The 15,396-nt window shown below is 65.6% G+C and carries 10 protein-coding genes; 5 read left to right on the forward strand and 5 right to left on the reverse strand.

Annotation, left to right across the window (positions count from 1 at the left end; all coding sequences use genetic code 11):
* Positions 1-303: 303 nt before the first annotated feature.
* Complete coding sequence (locus VGN72_03055; GenBank protein HEV7298316.1) at positions 304-3,873, reverse strand: fibronectin type III domain-containing protein; 3,570 nt, start codon at positions 3,871-3,873, stop codon at positions 304-306.
* A 184-nt stretch (positions 3,874-4,057) separates the two neighbouring features.
* Positions 4,058-4,894, reverse strand: a complete 837-nt coding sequence (locus VGN72_03060) for a PEP-CTERM sorting domain-containing protein (protein ID HEV7298317.1) — start codon at positions 4,892-4,894, stop codon at positions 4,058-4,060.
* Positions 4,895-5,035: 141 nt separating this feature from the next.
* On the opposite strand from VGN72_03060, the gene VGN72_03065 reads away from it, so the two are divergent.
* Complete coding sequence (locus tag VGN72_03065) at positions 5,036-6,193, forward strand: XylR family transcriptional regulator (GenBank protein ID HEV7298318.1); 1,158 nt, start codon at positions 5,036-5,038, stop codon at positions 6,191-6,193.
* 84 nt (positions 6,194-6,277) lie between these two features.
* Here VGN72_03065 and VGN72_03070 read toward each other — a convergent pair whose 3' ends face one another.
* The 3 genes from VGN72_03070 to VGN72_03080 all read right to left on the reverse strand — a co-directional run bounded on the left by VGN72_03070 (position 6,278) and on the right by VGN72_03080 (position 9,983).
* Complete coding sequence (locus VGN72_03070; GenBank protein ID HEV7298319.1) at positions 6,278-7,387, reverse strand: alanine--glyoxylate aminotransferase family protein; 1,110 nt, start codon at positions 7,385-7,387, stop codon at positions 6,278-6,280.
* A 57-nt stretch (positions 7,388-7,444) separates the two neighbouring features.
* Positions 7,445-8,971, reverse strand: a complete 1,527-nt coding sequence (locus VGN72_03075) for an FAD-dependent oxidoreductase (protein ID HEV7298320.1) — start codon at positions 8,969-8,971, stop codon at positions 7,445-7,447.
* Between the two features lie 163 nt (positions 8,972-9,134).
* A complete protein-coding gene (locus VGN72_03080; GenBank protein HEV7298321.1) occupies positions 9,135-9,983 on the reverse strand; it encodes an AraC family transcriptional regulator in 849 nt (282 codons plus the stop codon).
* 546 nt (positions 9,984-10,529) lie between these two features.
* Between VGN72_03080 and VGN72_03085 the strand changes: the two genes are divergently transcribed.
* From VGN72_03085 to VGN72_03100, 4 genes are all read left to right on the forward strand, one after another.
* The gene (locus VGN72_03085) at positions 10,530-10,925 is read left to right on the forward strand and encodes a carbon storage regulator (GenBank protein HEV7298322.1); all 396 of its coding nucleotides are present in this window, start codon (positions 10,530-10,532) and stop codon (positions 10,923-10,925) included.
* Between the two features lie 224 nt (positions 10,926-11,149).
* Complete coding sequence (locus VGN72_03090) at positions 11,150-11,407, forward strand: hypothetical protein (protein HEV7298323.1); 258 nt, start codon at positions 11,150-11,152, stop codon at positions 11,405-11,407.
* An 877-nt stretch (positions 11,408-12,284) separates the two neighbouring features.
* The gene (locus tag VGN72_03095) at positions 12,285-13,409 is read left to right on the forward strand and encodes a LacI family DNA-binding transcriptional regulator (GenBank protein HEV7298324.1); all 1,125 of its coding nucleotides are present in this window, start codon (positions 12,285-12,287) and stop codon (positions 13,407-13,409) included.
* 238 nt (positions 13,410-13,647) lie between these two features.
* Positions 13,648-15,390: an autotransporter-associated beta strand repeat-containing protein gene (locus VGN72_03100; GenBank protein ID HEV7298325.1), complete on the forward strand. Its 1,743-nt coding sequence runs from the start codon at positions 13,648-13,650 to the stop codon at positions 15,388-15,390.
* Positions 15,391-15,396 lie beyond the last annotated feature (6 nt).

The following is a 15,396-nucleotide window of genomic DNA, read 5'->3' on the forward strand; positions in this document are numbered from 1 at the left end:
ACCGCCTGCCCACACGGGCCGAGCCTGCTAACGCCTGCGCAACCATCACGAATCGAAATTTTAGAAATGACCCCCTGTTGCCTCTGTCCCCTCAAAGCGCTGCCGGACGGAGGGCGTCCTGTTCACCCATGCGTAGCGACACCGGCCCTTACCAAACGCAACGCGGTGCCGATGTGGCTGATCGTCAGCACTATCGCCTTACAGGCCTTAACTCTACCATGATACCGGTGTAAAACAAGTTATGACGGAAATATTGATGGACTTGCAATTTTTGGATATCGACAAAGGCCCAAAAGGGTCAGATCAATAACCCCACAACTCCAGTTCCGCGACGTTTCCCCAAGAATTGTCTGGGGCGACGTAGCGCACGTACTGATACGTTCCCGCGACCGAAACGTTGCGCGTCGTGAAACTGCCGCTGGGCGGGTTCTCGCTGGCGCCGATCATGTAGAGCGTGACGTTGCCCGAACTGAAATTGGCAGTGTTGGAGGCCTGGAAGTACCCGCCGTTCATTCGCGCCGATTGCCCGCTGCGGGCGGCGTACTTGATCTGCGTGATCGTCTTGGCAGAGCCAAGGTTCAGCCCGACCCAGTTGCCACTGGCGGCCGGGCCGTCGAAGAATGTCGTGAGGTCGCTGTCGAACACCTTGTCGCGCGTGTTGCCGAGGCTGTTGTACGACCCGCTCGTGCCGATGACGGTGCCCGAAAACTTCACCGCCGTTGCGGTGACGGCGTTGGACGGCGTGAGCGAGGCGTCGTTGGTCACAAGGAACCGGTCGATCCGGGTGCCGCTCTCGCGGTAGGCGATCGTCAGCGTATGGCTGCCGGCGGCAAGGTTGAAGGTCGATCCCCACTTCTTCCAACTGAACCCGCTGGCCGAGTTCATGTTGTTCCAGGTGTTCCAGCCGCCGTTGTCGACCTTGAAGTAGATCGAGTCGTCATCGACGGTTGGGGCGTGCACGCGCGTCCAGATGTTGAACGAGCCGGAGCCGGAGAAGGGCATCGAGAACTGCCCGTCGGTCGGGACCGAACTGGTGTTGGCGGTGGTGACGATGTACTTGCCGCCGAACGCCGCCATGTCGCTGACCTCAGTCCACGGGCTGACGTCGTAGGCCTCGGCCTCGAAGTAGGTCGAGGACGTGGCCACCGGCGGCGCGACCGGCGTCGCGGTGGCCTGGTTCGAGTTGCCGCTCTCGCCCGCGGTGTTGACGGCGCGGACGACGTAGTGGTACGCGGTGCCGTTCGTGCGGCCAGTGTCGGTGTAGGTCGTGCCGCTGACCGCTGAACCGTTGATCTTGCTGTATCCCGACCCGCTGGTGGTGGACCGGTAGACGTTAAAAGTCGACGCCCCGCTGACGGCAGACCACGATAGGCTCACCTGCGCGTTGCCGGCGGCGGCCGATAGGTTGGCCGGCGCGGTGGGGACGGCCGGCGCAGAGGTGCCCGAGATCTCGCCGACCCAAGCCCCCCTGCCGAGCGTGCCGACGTAGACGCGGCCGTAGGTCTGGCGGTCGGCGGCCATGCGGAGCCACTCGCCGTGGTTGATGCCGGTCGCGTACGTCGCCGAGTCATAGATCTTGACCCACGTCGCCCCCGCGGCGTCGGCGGTCGTGGTCGCCGTCGCGTCGTCGGAACGGAAGATGCCACGGGCGAACGTCCCGTTGGCGTTCACCCGGCCCAGCACGTAGAGCGCCGGGTTGCTGCGCCCCGGCGCGGGCTTGCCGAAGCTGAACGCCTGAACGTTGTCGATGTTGGCCACCCGCGTCAAACCCGTGGCGGCATCGGTGGAGCGGAACAGGCCGCCGTCCTGGCCGTTGTGATTGTTGTATTGGCCCCAGTTCCCGACCCACACTTCCCGCCTGCCACGCGTCGCGCCGCTGCCATCGACCCAGAGCGGCATGGCACGCACGTCGTTGATCACCCCACCCGCAGCGCCGTAGATGCCGACCCGGTTGACCTTCGACCAGTTCCGCCCGCCGTCCGTGCTGCGGTAGACGTCGGTGTTGCCGTACGTGAGGTAGAAAAGGTTCGGGTCGGACGCGTCGGCGGCGACGAGCTCGCCCCGCTCCTGATACCCGCCGCCCATGCCGGGCAATGCGCCGGTGGAGTCGTTCCAACTGATGTTGCCGGCGGCGTCGAACGTCGCATAGCGCGGCACGTGTTGCGATCCGGGAACGTAGACCATGTTCGGGTAGGTGGACGGTTGCCCGGCGACGGGCACTTGGCCGCCCGGACCGCGCGCGCCGACCGCGACCTTGCCCTGGTGATAGGTCGTGCTGCGCGTGCCGTACGTCAGCCCCGGCATGCCGGCGCCACCAGCGCCGAACGGAAGCCAGTTCGTGCCGTCGACCGTGTACCCACCGATCGCGCCGTCGCGGCGGTTGCCTTCACCGACGAACGCCTGGAAGTTGACGTTCCCCTCGCTGAACGCGTACCCGCTCGTGTCGCCCAGCCCGATGAACGGCGCCTTGGTGGTGTCCCGACCGGGATTGGGCGCTTGGCCGAGGTCGCCGTAGGTGACGCCACCGACGTCTGAGAAGTAATGGACGAACCGATTTCCACCCGCGGGTTGCGACGACACGCCGATCGACACGATTGATTCGTACCCGTTGGAATCGCTGATGAACGTGGGCGTGGTGGCGCTGAGGTTATCGGTTCGCCAAACGCGGTAGTAGTCGGACGTCCAGGCCCGGTTCGCATTGTTCGGGTCGATGGTGACCATCACCGCCGACCCGAAGGCGCCCAGGCCCTGGTTGATCCACGGCGAATCGGAGCGGTCGATGTTGGCGGTGCTCTTGTCGTCCACCAGCACCGTCCACGTGGGTGACGCGGCCGAACCGTTGGTCGTGCGACGTACGGAGTAGCCGGTGGTGATAATGGCGGTGTTGCCGTCGAGCGAATCGATGCCCTTGGCCCGGCCCGTGAAGTTCTTGTTGACCAGCACCGGCGCGTTGGTCCCGGTTGGACGCCCCGCGGCGAAGACGCCCGCGTCGTCGGCGACCCAGAGCGTGCCGTTGGCGTCGACGGTCATCTGATTGACCTGCCACGGGCTGCTGGCGATCTTCGACCAGGTTTGCCCGCCGTTGTTCGTGTAGTGGATGCCACCGGCGACGAACTCGTTCACCGCGGTGGTTGCGGGATCGTCGGCGCGACCGCGCACGCCTGCATAGGCGATCCTGGAGACCGTTTGGTTGTTGACGGTCGTCGTTCCGCCGTTCTTATCGAACGCGATCGACTGCACGCCGAACGGCCCAACGCCGAACTCCGTGAACGCCGCGACCGGCGCCCACGAGCCGGGGGACGACGCGGCGCCACTGCGCCACAACCCGTCCTGGGCTGACCCGAAGAACAGGACCTGCCCGTTGCTGTTGGGGTCGACCGCCAGTCGCTCCCCCTTCTGGCGGCTGTCGTCGCCGCCACCGATCTTCACCCGGGTGGTCGTGCCAGGGTACTTCAGCCCGCTCGCCGTCCAGTTTCGCCCACCGTCGGTCGACTTGAAGATCTCGCCATTGTGTTGGCCCGTGCCGCTGAATCGGTTGCCGCCGGCGACGTAGACCACCTGCTTGGTCGCGTCGGACGGGTCGATCGCCAGCGAGGAGGTGGGCCAGTACGAGGGGTCGGTCATGGTGTCGGAAATGCCCTCCCACTTGTTGGCCGTCGCGTCCCATCGGCTGGCCCCCGTGTCGGAACGCAGGTAGCGGACGTTGGAGTCGCTGGGGTGTACGATCACGTGCAGCGCGTAGCCGCCCCCGTTGAGCGTGACCGTGTCCCAATCGTACGCGACGTCCGCGGCGAGCAACTTGCGCGGTTCAAGGGCTTCGGCCCAGACGAAACCCGATCGGTGTGGACGTGAGGCGAGCAGCGTCGTGATCATGGTGAGGACTCCGAAAAATCGAACGGTCATTCGGGGGTTTGGCACGGGAAGATAGGTCCCTAAAATCGCGGAACCCGGCGCGCGCGGGGACGCGGGCCGGGTTCCGGTGAGTACGAAGGTGATAGGTGCCGCCCTGCGATCGAACGTCACGCGAGGCCGATCGGCGAGCAGTCTTAACGCGGCCTTAGCAGGTCGCGCCATTGCTGCTGCGGCGACGCCGGGCGAGCAGTCCGCAGGCGCCGACGGCGGCGAGGGCCAATGAGGTCGGCTCGGGGACGGCGGTGACGCTGACGATCTGGAAGCCGTTGACCGACCCGTTGAACCGGGCCGCGAAGGCCTCGATGCGGAACGTGGAGGCGGTCAGCGGGGCGGCATCGCTGCCCAGGGTCACATAGTTCCCGATCGCCAGCGCCTCCGTCGTGTTGTCCGCCGGGACCGGGTTGACGGTGACGGTGCTTTCCACGTAGTTCGCCGACGTGCCGTTGGCGGTGAAGTTGGCGCTATCCCGGAGATACTTCGCCTCGCCCAGTTGGGTCGAGCCGCTGGTGCCTGAGAGGATGCGGTACTGCCCGACGCGGTCGCCGTCGGTCTTGTCGCTGTCGGCGTAGACGATGACCTTGTACCCGGCGTCCGTGAACGTGGCCGGGAGGTTGGCGATCGTGATCGTCGCGGCGCCGTTGTTGTCGAGGTAGGCCTTCATCAACTGCCCGTCGCCGGTCGTCGCCGTGGCGGTGAAGATGCGGTACACGCTGGTGGACGACCAGCCGATCGTGGTGCTCGCCAGCGCGTTGCCGGCGTCGTCCTTGACCGTTCCGGCGGCCAGGCTGGGCGTGACGGCACTGCTGACGACCGCATCGTTCCAGTTCGCCGCCGGTACGACGCCGGCCGTTTGCGTGGCGGTCAGCGGGGTGTCACCGCTGCGTTGAAAGTTCACGCTGATGACCGCAGCGTTCGCCACCGATGGGACGACGATGGCGGCGATCAAGGCGGCGGCGGCGCGGGAGACAAAAGATGACGACATGTTGCTTATCCTCGAAACGACGGTGACAGGGCGGCGGTCAACAACGACCACGTGCAGAAGATACGCCACGTGACATGCACAAAAGCGGATTTTGAGTCTCCGATTGCGGCAGACGTGTGGCTTTTAGCGTAGAATGAAATAATGACCCCAAAGACGGTCGGCGTCGTGCTTTACCGCGGAAGCGGCATGCACTTACGGATGCTCCACGGGGTGCAGCGATTCGTGCAGGAAGGGCACGATTGGCGAATTCAGCTCATCGAGCCGGACTCAGACCAGGTGCCGTGGCTGGAGCGCGCAGGGGTTTCCGGGGTGTTGGCCAGCCACTCGGTGCCGGAACTGGCAAGGCTAAGTCGCGCGGGCGTACCCGTCGTGGGGATGAGCCATTCGACCGGACTGCTGCTGCGCTTGCCCGGCACAATCTGCGACGACCTTGCCGTGGGCCGGGTGGCGGCCGAAGCGCTGCTGGCGCAACCGGTGGCCGACCTGGGATTCGTCGGGCGGGCGGGCGTGGTCTGGTCCACCCTGCGCGAGGCGGGCTTCCGCTCGGCCGTAGAACAGGCGGGCCGCCGCTACCACCGGTGTCCAGAGCCGCACGGCGCCGGTCAGGCGGAGCCGAGCGATGACGACCTGATGGAATGGCTGCGCAGCCTGCCGAAGCCCGTGGGCGTGCTGGCGGCCAACGACGTGCTGGGCCATCGGGTGGCGGCGATGTGCCAGCACCTGCAGATCGGCGTGCCCGACCGGGTGGCGCTGGTGGGGGTCGACAACGAGGAGCTGCTCTGCCGGATGACCCACCCCCCGCTCAGCAGCGTCGCCATTCCCCACGAGCGCATCGGCTACGAGGCGGCCGCCCTGCTTCACCGAGCGATGAGCGGTCAGGACGTTCCGACCGCGCGCGTGACGCTGCCGCCCCTGGGCGTCGTTGTGCGCCAGTCGAGCGAGGTGCTGGCCGCCGGTGACGCCGACCTCACCACGGCCGTTCGGTTCATCCGCGACCGGGCGGGCGACCCGATCACCGTCCGCGACGTGCTCGACCAAGTGCCGGCGTCGCGGCGTTCGCTCGAACGGCGGTTTAAGAAGCTGTACGGGCGCACCCTGCTGCAGGAGATCCGCCGCGTGCGCCTAACCCGCGTTCGCGACCTGCTGGCCCACACCGACCAAAGCCTCAAGCAGGTCGCCCGGCGCAGCGGCTTCCGCAGCGTGCGCCGGCTGCACATGGTCTTCACCGCCGAGGTTGGAATGACCCTCGCGGCGTACCGGCGGCAGTTCCGTTCGATGGGCGGCGACGAAGAGGCGTAGAGTCGGCCGCTGGCCCCAGCGAGGGCCGTCGCGGGCATGCTATGCCTGCCAGGCCTTGCACGACAGTCCCTCGCTTGCGCGGCCTCAGGCACGCTGCGTGCCCAGCACGGCCCGCAGGGCGGCAAGGACGAGGTCGACGTTGCGCAGCGAAGCGCCGTGGCCCATCAGGCCTATGCGCCACGCCTTGCCCTTGAACGCGCCCAAGCCGCCGCCGATCTCGATGTCGTGATCGGCCAGCAGGCGCTTGCGCACGGCCAAGTCGTCGATGCCGTCGGGAACGCGGATCGCGTTGAGCATCGGCAGGCCAAAGCCCGCTTGACTGACGTACTCGATGTCCATCTGGCGCAACCCGTCGCGCAGCCGCTCGTGGGCGGCGCGGTGGCGGGCGAAGCGCGGCTCGAGCCCTTCCTCGAGCACGATCGTCAGCGCCTCGTGCAGCGCGTAAAGCATGTTGATGGGCGCAGTGTGGTGGTACGCGCGCTCGCCGCCCCAGTAGCTGCGGACCATCATCAAATCGAGGTACCAGCTCTGCACCTTCTGCTTGCGGGCGTCGAGGCGGGCCACGGCGCGGGGGGAGATCGTGACCGGCGACAGGCCGGGCGGGCAGGAGAGACATTTTTGCGTGCCGCTGTAGGCGGCGTCGACACCCCAGGCGTCGATCTCGACCGGAACGCCGGCCAGGCTCGTCACGCAGTCGAGGACGAACAACCCCCCCGCGTCGTGGACGGCCTGTCCGATGCGGTCGACGGGCTGGAGCGCGCCGGTGCTGGTCTCGGCGTGAACGATGCCGAAGACCTTGGGCTTTCGCCGGCGAATCTCCGCGATGAGGGCTTCCTGATCGAACACGGTGCCCCAGGGGGCTTCAATGGTTTCAACGACGGCCCCGCACCGCCCCGCGACATCGGCCATGCGCCCGCCGAAGACGCCGTTGACGGCCACCAGCACCGTGTCGCCTGGCTCGACGAGATTGGCGATAACCATCTCCATCCCGGCCGACCCGGTCCCGCTGACGGCCAGCGTCATCTCGTTCGTCGTGCGAAAAACTTGCCGCAGCATGTCGCGGATGTCGTCCATTAAGCGAAGGAAGACGGGATCGAGATGGCCGATGGTCGGCCGGGCGAGCGCCGAGAGCACGCGCGCGGGAACCTCACTGGGACCGGGGCCGAGAAGGACGCGTTGTGGGATAGCAATCATGGTGGTTCGGTTGAACGACGTTGCGCTGGAAACTCTCGGGCACCCGCCGCGCGTGCTCTATGCTGAGCCGCGGGCTGGTGAGACGGCTGGTGGCTTGTTCGCCGTGCGGGCGCGGCTCTCGTTGTGCGTCACGCGATTGACGCCGGCGGCGCGTTCGGCGCGCGTGCGGTCGACGACCTTCTCCGCCACCGCGTAGCGGTCGGCCTGGCTCGTCAGGAAGTCCTGCGACCGCAGGCGCTGCTTCAGGTCCGCCGCGGGCAGTTGCCGCGGGACGATTCCCCGCTCGGCGGCCATGGCGGCGGCAGTGCCGCAGACCTGGCCGCTCTGGTGTACGCTCTCCTGCTTGCGGAACGTGGCGTTGGCGATGTGATCGGTCGATGCGCACCGCCCGCCGACCAGCAGGCCGTCGACCCCCAGCGGCAGGAAGCAGCCGTACGGCATGTCGCACACGCCGCTGATGCACTCGAGGATGTACTTGTCCACGTCGTGCGCGTCGAACGCGATGCGAGTGGTCATCACCGAGTTTGGGAACTCGGCGTTTCGCCGGCAGTCGTCCTCGGTCAGCGTGTAGTCGCCGATCACCTCGCGGGTCTCGCGCACGCCCACCGCCGCGGCGACGTCGACGATGCAGCTATGATCGAAGCCAGGTACGTACTTCCGCAGGCACCGCCAGATCGCATAGGCCTGTTTGCGGGTGACGACCTCGGCGCGGCTCAGGTCCTCGGCCCTCGTACCATCGAGCCCGTAGACGCGCGTGCAGTTCACGCTCAACTCGCCGGGACGCATGCAGCTTGTGTTGAAGTAGGTGTGTTCGGGGATGTCCGGGAACTCGTCGCGGTGGGCGGCGAGGATTCCGTCGAGCCTCGTCGGAAGAAAGAACGCCGCGCCGGCGCTCGCCAGACGGCGGCGGGAGGCGAAGAAATCGTGATCGTGTTGCGACTGGGGAAAGTACGCGGGATTCTGCTCGCCGAACGCGAAGAGGCGTTCGAGGTCGATGTGACCGATGCGGAAGCGAAGGCTCATGCCCTGCATCTTGCCACCGTCGCCCTTGTTGTACTGCGCGCCCGCCAGGGCGGCGGCGTCACCGTCGCCGGTGGTGTCGACCATGGCCTTGCACACGAACGCGCGCCGGCCCGACTTGCTCTCGGTGACGATGCCGGTAACCCGATCACCGTCCTTCAGCACCCCGACGACCCAGGTGTGCAGGTGCAGGTGGACGCCGGCCTCTTCCAGCATGTTGAGCGCGACGATCTTGACCGTCTCGGGCTCCATGTGCCCGCCACTGGTGAACGGGTCGGGCCCTTGGCCAAACGCGGCGACGCGCCGGCCGAACTCGCTGAGCAACCCGGTGTGGTGCCCCGACATGCCGTGCCAGCAGGGCATGATGGAGTACGCCGCGACGCCACCGGCGAAGCCGTGACGTTCGAACAGGGCGGTGCGAGCCCCGTTGCGCGCCGCCGCGATGGCGGCTGGGACGCCCGCGGTACCACCGCCGCACACGATCACGTCATACTCACCCGCCACTTCGGTGTCTCTGGCGGGCTCGCGGACGACGGGCATCGACTGGTGTTTACCATCCATCATTGAAGTTCCTTTCCAAATGGTCTCTTCCTGGAACGACGGAGAACCAGCGTGACCGTCGGCAGCCAGTCGCTGATCGATGGATGGAGTATCGCGTGCCGTAGCCGCTGCGGCGTTAGCAAAAGAGGACGAAGTGTGAGCGCATTAAGACGGATCGTCGCGCGGTTCAGGACCGACCGTCGGAAATGCGGGCTTGGGTGGGGGTGATGCCGGCCTCGCGCCGGAACCAGCGGGAGAACGTCTGCACGGAATCGAAGCCCATCTCCCGCGCGACCTGCTTGACCCGCACGTCCGGCCGACTGAGCAGTTCCTGCGCCAACCGGGCGCGCTGGCCATCGGCCCAAACGTAAGCAGACGAACCGGTGGCGGCGCGGAATCGCCTCGACAGATGGCGCGGGGAAAGCCCGACGTGGTCGGCCATCTCCTGCAGTTCCACGCGACGGTTCAGGTGCGCCTGGACGTAGCCCATCGCCTGCTCGACCGATTCGTCCTCAACGCTCCACGGCCCCGGGTTTGGCGCCACTGGGTTTCGCGCGGGCCAGAGGCATAGCACCTCTTGAAGCCGCACGAGCCGCATCGGGACGTGCGTGCCTGGCCCCATCAAGCGGACGAGCCGCTCAACGGACCGCGCCATGGTTTGGGAAGTGGCCAGGCGAGGACGGTGTTCAGCGAACCAGCGTCGAGTGACGCACGGTTCATCAACGCGGTCGACCCGGATCTTGATGCTGAATACCCGCCCGCCGCCCCGGGCGCGGGGCCAGATATCGTACCGATGAACTTGGTGGGGATAGAAGACGGCCGCCGTGTCCCCATGGATCTCGTAAGCGCGCCCATCGACCTCCCAGCGGCCGACGCATCCGAGCGCAAGGTCGAACTGGAGCAAGTCGTCGTGCGCGTGCAACCCCATCTGATGCGAGCTGCCCGCCGGAAACACGTGCGCCTTCAGTAGCCGGGCCGGGTCGGCGATTAACTTCGCGAACAGCGTGAGCAATGGGTCCACCAGCCGCGCCTCCATGGCCCCCTCGCGAGAGAAGCACCCGCCCCACACGATAACCTCAACATCCTTAGCGGCGAAACGGTCGATGACTTGGCGGTCGCCTCAACGAGACACCGTTGCAGCCTGCGCGGGCCACGACGCGTGCCGCCCCGCCGCTTGGGTAACCTCTTGGGGCCCACGCCTCACGGCCGAGGTGACGTGCTTGACACCTGACGCGGGCGGACGCAGAACTGCGCCCAACTTCATTGGACCACACCCGTACATGCCACATCGTTATTCAGCCTCGCGAGGTGCGCAAAGCGGCGATTGACGAAAGCGGCGCCGGCATGGCAAACTCGTCGTCGAAGATCACAACTTCGGGGGCATCCACGCAATGGCTCCGTCCCTTGGTGACTTCCTCGCACGCGGACTGCTCGACCGTTTCTGAACATCGGCGATCGGGCCGGCTGCATAACCCGCTATTGCAGCGGACCGAGCCGGCGGGTAGCTTCTCGTGGCCCGAGAATCGGGGCGGCGCCGCCTCGGCCACGGGTTGGCACTACGTCATTCGTCGCGGAGGACTGCATGCTTGTGCTCTCCCGTGAACCCGGCACCTCGATCCACATCGGCTCGCTCGATGAGGCGTGTCTCGTGACGGTCCTCGGGCTGCTGACGGAAAGACGGGCCGTCGCCGTACTCGTCAATCGCGCCACGGCCGCTCGTCCCGGCGACCTGGAGAGCCGCAGCGTCGAGCTGGCGATCGACGCGGTTCTGAAGATCGGCGAATCGGTAGAAGTGACGCTCGTCGAGCTGCGCGAGGACAAAGCCCGGATCGGCATCAACGCCCCGAAGGACACCGCGCTCCACCGTCTCGAGGTCTACGAGGCGCTCAGCAACGGCAAGCGGCGTGGCCCGGATCCGGAGGACGGACCAGCTGGCTCGCGCGTCCCCCGTCCCTCCTCGCCCAGCCCCGTCGCTTGATGTCCTATTGGATGAGCCGCCCACAGCCGACGGCTGAGGTGAATAGACACGCGCTGCCGCGGAAGGGTCGATCGTCACCCCCTGCCCCCTCCCGGCCGAGACGGAACGATGGCGGGCGGGGCCGGCGGGGCAGCGCTCGCATAGTGCGATATCGCGATGACAAAACTAGCGGGTCCCATTCATGAACTCACCGACCACCGCCCCTGACGTCCTGCGGTAGCCACGTGTTCCTCGCCCGCGTGCCCAAAGATCAGGTCCTCGATCGCAGCGTGTGGCGCTTCTACGGCGGCCGTTCCACCTCGAACGAGGCCGCGTGGATCCCGGAGGAGACCTATGCCCGCCCCATCCTCACGGATCACGGGCACGTCGGCCATCCGATGATGACGTACGTCCCCGGCCTGAAGCTATTCCTACTCACCTTCGGTAGCGACGCCGTTACGAAAAGCTACGCGCACGACCCGCAGATCGCCTGGGCGCATTAGCATCGCCGCCGCGAACTGCAGATCTACGAGGCGCCCACGCCATGGGAACCGTGGGCACTCGTGCATTACGATCCCGCGTGGGAAGGCGATCACATCGCCTATCTCCCGCAGCTGCCGCCCTGCTGGTTCGATGCCTCCGGGGCCGAGGGTACGTTGCTCTTTAGCGGCGACTACCGCACATGTGGGGCGTGCCGAAACCGCCTGGCCACGAATCTGGTATGCACAGATGACCCGGCCGTTCCGATTGATGCTTCACGAAGGCACACCTGCATCCCGTGATCTTTGACCGGTCCTGCCGACTTTCCCCTGCTACGGGACAGCGTCCGTCTTCCGGCGGTCGCAGTCGCTGCAACGGCACCGCTCGTGGACCTGCAGCGAGCGACGACGTGGACGCCATCGCGGCGTGGGCACGCGTCAAACTATCCTCGCCTTTTCCGCGCCCGTTCCCGCACAGGGTGCCGATCCCGACGCGGTTAACTGGCAGCGGGAACAGCAAGCCACCCGAAAGACGACTGAGTCCTTAGGAACTTAACTTCTGCTAGCTCAAGGAGCTTTCGTCGAGGGACTGTGCGACGCGACGGGTGATTAGAAATGTACAGCGGCTAGTCTGTTTGGGGTGTAAGCCGGGCAAGCCGAAAGTGACATCGCTTTGAACTATTGAAACTGGAAACTGGAAACTGGAAACTGGAAACTCTCGAATGTAAACATGGAAGAATGAGAGGCGAAATGTAAAAACGATCTTCCAATTCAAAGTCGGAAATCGATTTTTATCGATGCTATCCCCGATTTATCGCAATGCGAGACGCACCGCGACATGAAAATCAAAATGGAATTTACAATTTGACATAAATCAAATCGGTGTCATGATGGAGTAGCTATGCCGCCAACCATTGCAGAACTGGGAAAGCTCGCTGGGTGTTCCATTGCGACCGTGTCGCGGGCGTTGAACAACAGTGGATCGGTCAGCCCCAAGACGCGGGAAAGCGTGATGAAGGCGCTTCGCACCGCTCAGGCGGGACAGGGAAGCATCGGGAAGAATAGCGCGCGACGGGGGAAGGCAACGGGACGGCAAGTAGGTTTCGTCGAGATCATCCTACATCGCCATACGATTTACGAACGCGTCGAACTCAACAAGGACGGATTGAGAATTGGCCCGCTGGCCGAGCAGCCGTCGACGGGGGTGCTGGACGAGCAGTCGGGTGCGTTGTCGCACGCATTCTACCGTCGGATTGTCGACGCGGCCGTGGCAGAACTGGGGCGATGGGATCAGCGGGCGGTCATGCAGTTCAACAGCGACTTGATGGATGGCTCCTTCCTGCAGGGTCTGAATCGGCCCGACTGCAACGGGGTCATCCTCGTCGGCGAGCCGAGCCCGGACCTGGGGCCATTCATCGCCCAGTGTTCGCATCCATTAATCCTCGCCGACAGCGCCTGTGACAGTTGGCCCAGCGTCGTCACCGTCGACAACATCGCAGGCATCACGATGGCCTTCGAGCACGTGTACAAGCTTGGCCATCGCAAGATCGGCTTCGTCGGCGCCGAACTGGACAACTTTGCCGCTGCGGAGCGATTCACGGCGTTCAAAATGCGACTGGCGGACGTCGGCCTGCCGCTGCGGCCCGATTGGGTGTACGGGGGTGGTCCGCAGATCCAGCCAGCCGTTCGGGGGATGACGAAGATCCTGTCGCTCGCCGATCGGCCGACCGCCTTGGTCTGCGTGAACGACTGGAACGCGATCGCGACGATTCGCGCCGCCGAGTCGCTGGGGCTCAGCGTGCCACGCGACGTCAGCGTCGTCGGCTTCGACGACGTGGAAATCGGCTCACTGTTCAACCCGCCGCTGACGACCGTACGCGTGCCTGTGACGGAGATCGGACGGCAGGCGGTGCGGCAGCTCATGATTCAGATCCAAGCCGGCATTTCGACCGGCACGCTTGGTAGCAAGATCCGTCTTGTGCCGGAATTGATCGTCCGCAGTTCGACGGCGACGGTTGCCGGATAGGGTCTCTTTAGCGACGTCGTGTACTTAACGAAGCGCACTGATCGTCCGTCACGACGACGAGAGCACGGGGGCGCACGCCCGCTGGTCCCGGCCGATGCCGGGCGATTGGCGTGCCGGTCGGACATGTCTCATCTGTGACGCATAGAAGGTGGAGGAACATATGGCAGGTGCATTTTCATCTCGTTCACGACACGGCGTCGCCCGGCATGGCACCGGGGTTTTGATCGGTGCCGCGGCCATGCTGTCGCTTGCGCACGCCGCCGGCGCCGCCACTTTGTACTGGGACGCCGACGGTAACGGGGCCAACGCCGGGTACGGCGGCTCGGGCACGTGGGATTCCGCCACAGCCAACTGGAACACGAGTGCCGTAGTCGGCGACGGCAGCCTCCAGACTTGGAACAGCGCCGCCGATCCGTTGAATGATGCGAGCTTCCTCCGCGGCACTGACGCGACCGTCGCCGTCAACGGCACGCAGATCCTCAAGTCCATCAGTTTCGGCGCCAGTACTGGCAGCTTCACGACCGGCAGCGGCACCTACAACTTGAGCGGTGACATCCTCGATATTCGCCAGACCAGCTTCTCTAACGGTATCAACAACCTGAATGGCGCCGTCACCACGATCGGTGGTGAAACACGTTTGTTCGGCGGGCTGACGAGCAGCGGCAACAGCACCCAACGCATGAACATCGCCAGCGGCGACCTGACCTTCGGCAACCTTCAGGATGCCTCTGGCGTCGGCGGCACGCACACGCTGTCGCTCGAAACTTACGGCACCAGCAATCTGACCTTCAACGGCAACATCACCAAGACCGCAGGCAGCAGCGGCATCACCCTGCAGGTCGGCGGCAGTGGGACGTCCAACAATGCCACGATCAGGCTCGGCGGAAACAATTCCGGGCTGACGGGCACCACGACCTTCACCCGCGGCACGCTTGTCTTGAATCACAATAGCGTGCTGGCAGGCGCGTCGTCACTCACCGTCAGCAACGCCAACTCCACCGTCGCCAACGCCGACTCGGCCAAAGTCCTCATCGGCACGGCGGGCGTCAGCGTCAACAAGAGCATTAGCTTTTCGAGTCTGACCGCGACCGACACGTCCGACGTCCGCGTGATCGGCGGCGCGAACACTACCGGGACCGCGACCTACCAGGGAAGCATCACGCTCGGCGCATTCGCGCCGTCGGGCAACGGGTCCCGCCTGGAAGTAACGGCTGCCGAAGGTGGCACGGTTGCGTTCACCAACACGATCAACGACGGCTCGAACTCGGTCCCGATCTTCAAGACGGGTGCCGGTACCGTGGTCTTCTCGCGGCCCAACGGCAACACCTACGACGGTGGCACGACCGTCGCCGCCGGTACGCTACTCGTGAACAACACGGACGGCAGCGGTACAGGCACCGGTTTGACGGTCGTGAACACCGGCGCCACGCTCGGCGGCACGGGGTCGGTCGCGGCGCTGAGCACCAGCGGCACCCTCGCCCCCGGTTCGGGTTCCAGCACCACGGCCACCCTCTCCGCAGCCGGAAACGTGAACTTCAATAGCGGCTCGACGTTCGCGATCGAGATTGCTGGCGACGGCATTGGTTCCTACGACCAGTTGCGTCTGACCAATACCGCGAACGCCGACGTCGTCACGCTCAGCGGCGGGCCGATGCTGTCGGTCGACCTGATCGACACCAGCTGGTTGACACCATTGGTTAGCCAGACGTTCGTCATCATCGATAATGCCGGCACCAACGCGCAGGCCTACTGGGGGAGCTACTTCACCCTGGCCGACTCCACGACGTTGACCGACGGGTCGACCTTTTCAGTGGAGGGGACAACCTTCCAGATCAACTATGGCGTCGATGGCAGCGGCTTGGGCGGCGTGGGGAATGACGTGACCCTGACCACGGTCGTCACCGCCGTCCCGGAGCCGGCGTCCCTCGGTGTCGCAGCAGTCGCCGGGCTTGCCGTGCTGGCCCGCCGGCGCCGCCGGTAGCGTTTC

This window comes from Tepidisphaeraceae bacterium (assembly GCA_035998445.1).
Lineage (GTDB): Bacteria > Planctomycetota > Phycisphaerae > Tepidisphaerales > Tepidisphaeraceae > DASYHQ01.

Coding starts and splice junctions, on each gene's coding strand:
- VGN72_03070 (HEV7298319.1), bottom strand. CDS start 7,387: ATGATTGCTATCCCACAACGCGTCCTTCTCGGCCCCGGTCCCAGTGAG.
- VGN72_03080 (HEV7298321.1), bottom strand. CDS start 9,983: ATGGAGGCGCGGCTGGTGGACCCATTGCTCACGCTGTTCGCGAAGTTA.
- VGN72_03075 (HEV7298320.1), bottom strand. CDS start 8,971: ATGATGGATGGTAAACACCAGTCGATGCCCGTCGTCCGCGAGCCCGCC.
- VGN72_03100 (HEV7298325.1), top strand. CDS start 13,648: ATGCTGTCGCTTGCGCACGCCGCCGGCGCCGCCACTTTGTACTGGGAC.
- VGN72_03065 (HEV7298318.1), top strand. CDS start 5,036: ATGACCCCAAAGACGGTCGGCGTCGTGCTTTACCGCGGAAGCGGCATG.
- VGN72_03095 (HEV7298324.1), top strand. CDS start 12,285: ATGCCGCCAACCATTGCAGAACTGGGAAAGCTCGCTGGGTGTTCCATT.
- VGN72_03055 (HEV7298316.1), bottom strand. CDS start 3,873: ATGATCACGACGCTGCTCGCCTCACGTCCACACCGATCGGGTTTCGTC.
- VGN72_03085 (HEV7298322.1), top strand. CDS start 10,530: ATGCTTGTGCTCTCCCGTGAACCCGGCACCTCGATCCACATCGGCTCG.
- VGN72_03060 (HEV7298317.1), bottom strand. CDS start 4,894: ATGTCGTCATCTTTTGTCTCCCGCGCCGCCGCCGCCTTGATCGCCGCC.